Raw genomic sequence first — 3295 nt, forward strand, 5'->3', positions numbered from 1 at the left:
GCTTATTTCGCCCTGATGCCGGCTTGCGTCGTCATCCTGGTTGCCGAGATCCTCGGCCGGCGCGACTGGCTGTTCTATGCGCTGGCGGGTGCGGTGGTTGCGGCGGTTTTCCTCGGCCTCGTCGACCACAGCGGTGACACCACCTTCGCGGTCAGGGACACCAGCGCCATCATGGCAGTGATCGGCAGCGGCATGGTCGGCGGCATTTTCTACTGGCTCAGCGCCGGGCGCTGGGCCGGAAGCTGGTGGCAGGGCGAGCCAGGATCCGAAGAGGATGGTCGTACAGGATGACGGGCCCCTACTTCGCCTGCGCCGTCAGGATCTTGAGCGCGAAGGCGGAGAACACGCCGGCAAAGAGATAGTCCACCACCCGCGTCACGCGCGGGCTGGCCTTCATCGCCGCCGAGAACCTTTCCGCCGCCAGCACCATCGGCACGGTCACCGGGATCGACAGCACGATGAACATGAGCCCAAGGAAAAACAGCTTTCCCGGTGCGCTCGGATCATGCGCGGACACGAACTGCGGCAGGAAGGTCATGAAGAACAGAATGATCTTCGGGTTGAGCAGATTGACGCCGAGGCCCGCCGCCCAGCTGCGCAACAGCGAAATTTCGGGGCCGGTTTTCTTCTCCGGCGAAAAGGCCGAGCCCCTGGTGATCGCCTGCCAGGCCAGGAAGACGAGATAACCGGCACCAAAAATCTTCAGCACGAAGAAGGCCATCGGCGAAGCGACGATCAGCGCCGAGACGCCGACCACCACCAGCGTGGTGTGGATCAGCGTGCCGCACAGCGCACCCGCCATCGAGGCAAAGCCGGTGGCGCGGCCCTGGCTCAGCGTGCGCGAGACGAACAAGGTCATGTCCGGCCCCGGCGTGATCGCCAGGATCACGGTGGCAATGGCAAACTGGATCAGCGTGGCGGTGTCCGGAATGAACGACATGAGCGGCCTCAGGAGATTGGAGGCGCCTATACAGGATGAGCCGCGACGGTGCCAGACGCAGGAGCGATCCGATGGTCGATCCAGCAGGCGTATGGCGAAGGCGTCAACGGGCGCCCAGCCGCCGTAAATCCTATGCCTGCCTGCTCAGCCGCATCCTGGCGGGTTCCGTGGCGGCAGGCTGATCGTTCCGGACGTCGGGGCCGCCAATAAGCAGGATTTGATCGATCGGCTTGGGCCGGCCGAGGAAATAGCCTTGCGCCTCGTTGCAGCCCTCGACCTGCAGGATGGTGAGCTGGACATGCGTCTCGACGCCTTCGGCGAGCACCGGAATATCGAGGCTGCGGCCCAGCGTCAGCACCGCCCGGATGATCGCCTTGGCTTGCGGGCTTCGCTCGACATCGGCCATGAACGAGCGATCGAGCTTGATCTTGTCGAAGGGAAACGAGCGCAGCGTGTCGAGCGAGGAATAGCCGGTGCCGAAATCGTCGATCGCGATCGTCACCCCCAGCGCCTTGATCTGGCGCAGGACATGCAGCGTGCGCACCTTGTCGGCGACGATCGTCGATTCGGTCAGCTCGAGCTCCAGGCGTTTCGGCGACAGCCCGGTCTCGACCAGGATCTGGTGGACGAGCTTGGCGAGATCGGCATGGGCGAACTGCACCGGCGACAGATTGACCGCGATCTTGTGGCTATTGTCCCACGAGGCTGCCTGGCGGCACGCGGTCCGCAGCACCCATTCGCCGATCGCCATGATCGAGCCGTTCTCCTCGGCAATCGGAATGAATTCGACCGGCGGGATCATGCCATGCACGGGATGGGTCCAGCGCAGCAGCGCCTCGTAGCCGCAGGTGGCGCCGGTCGGGACGGAGGTCTGCACCTGATAATGGAGCGAAAGCTCGCCGCGCTCGATCGCCTGCCGAAGGTCGGTGGCCAGCGCGCGGCGCGCCCGCGCCGTCTCGTCCATGGCGGATTCGTAGAAGCAGACGGCCCGCGTCACATCGTTCTTCGCCCGGTACATGGCGAGGTCGGCATTGCTGACCAGCCGCTCGCGATCAGCCCCGTCGCGCGGATAGACGGCGACGCCGATGCTGGCGCCGGCGGCGATTTCGAAATCGTCGAGCCGCAACGGCTCGAACAGGGATTTCTCCAGCCGCGAGACCAGGCCGAGAAGGTCGTTCTGATCCTTGAAGCGCTTGATCGCGGCGAACTCGTCACCGCCGAGCCTTGCGGCGAATTCGCCCTCGCCGATGAGTTTCGACAGCCTGCGGGCGACGATCTTGAGCGCCTGGTCGCCGGCCGCGTGCCCCCTGAGGTCGTTGATCTCCTTGAAGCGGTCGAGATCGATGACGATGACGGCCGTCATCGTGTCCTTGTCTTCCCGCGCCCGTTCGATCTCATGGTCGAGGCGGTCGTTGAAGGAGACCCGGTTGGGGAGACCGGTAAGGGCGTCGTTGAGGGCAAGATGCTGAAGCCGCTCGAAGCTCTCCAGGCGGCCGCGTTCGTCGATCAGGTAGCTGGCGAAGCCGGTGGCTGCGACGATCAGGCCGACAACGGCAACGGCGACCGCCATCGCCACCAGAATGTCGGGGTTGGTGCCGGTGGTGATGAAGGACAGCGGCGTCACGGCCACCGCCGCCATCGCCGTGAAATGCAGGCCGACGATCGCCAGCACCAGCAGCCCGATGGCGAGATAGTGCGACCAGCGGTATGGCCGACGCACGGCATGGCCGACGGCCACGGCGGAAAACGCCGCCGAAATCACCAGTGAAGCGGCAATATAGGAGCTGTCCCATTCGACGATGCCGGCAACGTGATAGGCCATCATGCCGATGTAGTGCATGGCCGAGATCGCCAGCCCGACGACGCATCCGCCCCATTCCGGGGCAAGACGCCGGCTCTTGTCGGAGGCTAGGGTGAAGCCGGCTCCGGTGCCCGCGATGGCGATGACCAGCGACACCATGGTCAGGACCGGATCGAAGGTGATCGGCGCGCCGGGCTGATAGGCCAGCATGGCGATGAAGTGCGTGCACCAGATCGAGGAGCCGGCGGCAACCGCTGTCAGGAACAGCCAGCCCCGCATCTGCACGCCGGCGGTTTTCCTGGCACGGTCGAAGAGGCCGATCGTCACCCAGCAGCCAGTGACGCACATCAGCGCCGCCAGCAGGACAAGCCACAAATTATGCTCCGTGGCGTTACATGATATAACGCGCATCAGGAATGGCCCAAGCCCGAGGGTGCCCGCGACGAGGCAGGCAAGGCCGTCCCGGCACGTCGCCGACACAGCTTGTCGTTATATTAGCGACGGAGCGTGAAAACTTGATTAAATCCCTCCAGCAAATGCAGCCCTTGATTGCA

2 protein-coding genes and 1 pseudogene are annotated in these 3295 nt (G+C 64.6%); 1 reads left to right on the forward strand and 2 read right to left on the reverse strand.

All coding sequences use genetic code 11. The annotated features are described in order from the left end of the window. Window positions 1-291: pseudogene (locus EN935_RS27860) on the forward strand (hypothetical protein); the annotation flags it as partial. 7 nt (window positions 292-298) lie between these two features. Here the strand turns inward: EN935_RS27860 and EN935_RS27865 are convergent. Further along, entirely contained in the window at window positions 299-940 is a 642-nt protein-coding gene (locus EN935_RS27865) for a LysE family translocator (protein WP_127373834.1), read from the reverse strand. Window positions 941-1070: 130 nt separating this feature from the next. After that, complete coding sequence (locus EN935_RS27870) at window positions 1071-3116, reverse strand: bifunctional diguanylate cyclase/phosphodiesterase (protein WP_245468641.1); 2046 nt, start codon at window positions 3114-3116, stop codon at window positions 1071-1073. Between the last annotated feature and the right edge of the window lie 179 nt (window positions 3117-3295).

It is taken from the genome of Mesorhizobium sp. M7D.F.Ca.US.004.03.1.1, from assembly GCF_003998635.1.
Classification (GTDB): Bacteria; Pseudomonadota; Alphaproteobacteria; order Rhizobiales; family Rhizobiaceae; genus Mesorhizobium; species Mesorhizobium loti.

Excerpts from the sequence above, each read along its gene's own strand:
- EN935_RS27865 (WP_127373834.1), bottom strand. The coding sequence starts at position 940 with ATGTCGTTCATTCCGGACACCGCCACGCTGATCCAGTTTGCCATTGCC.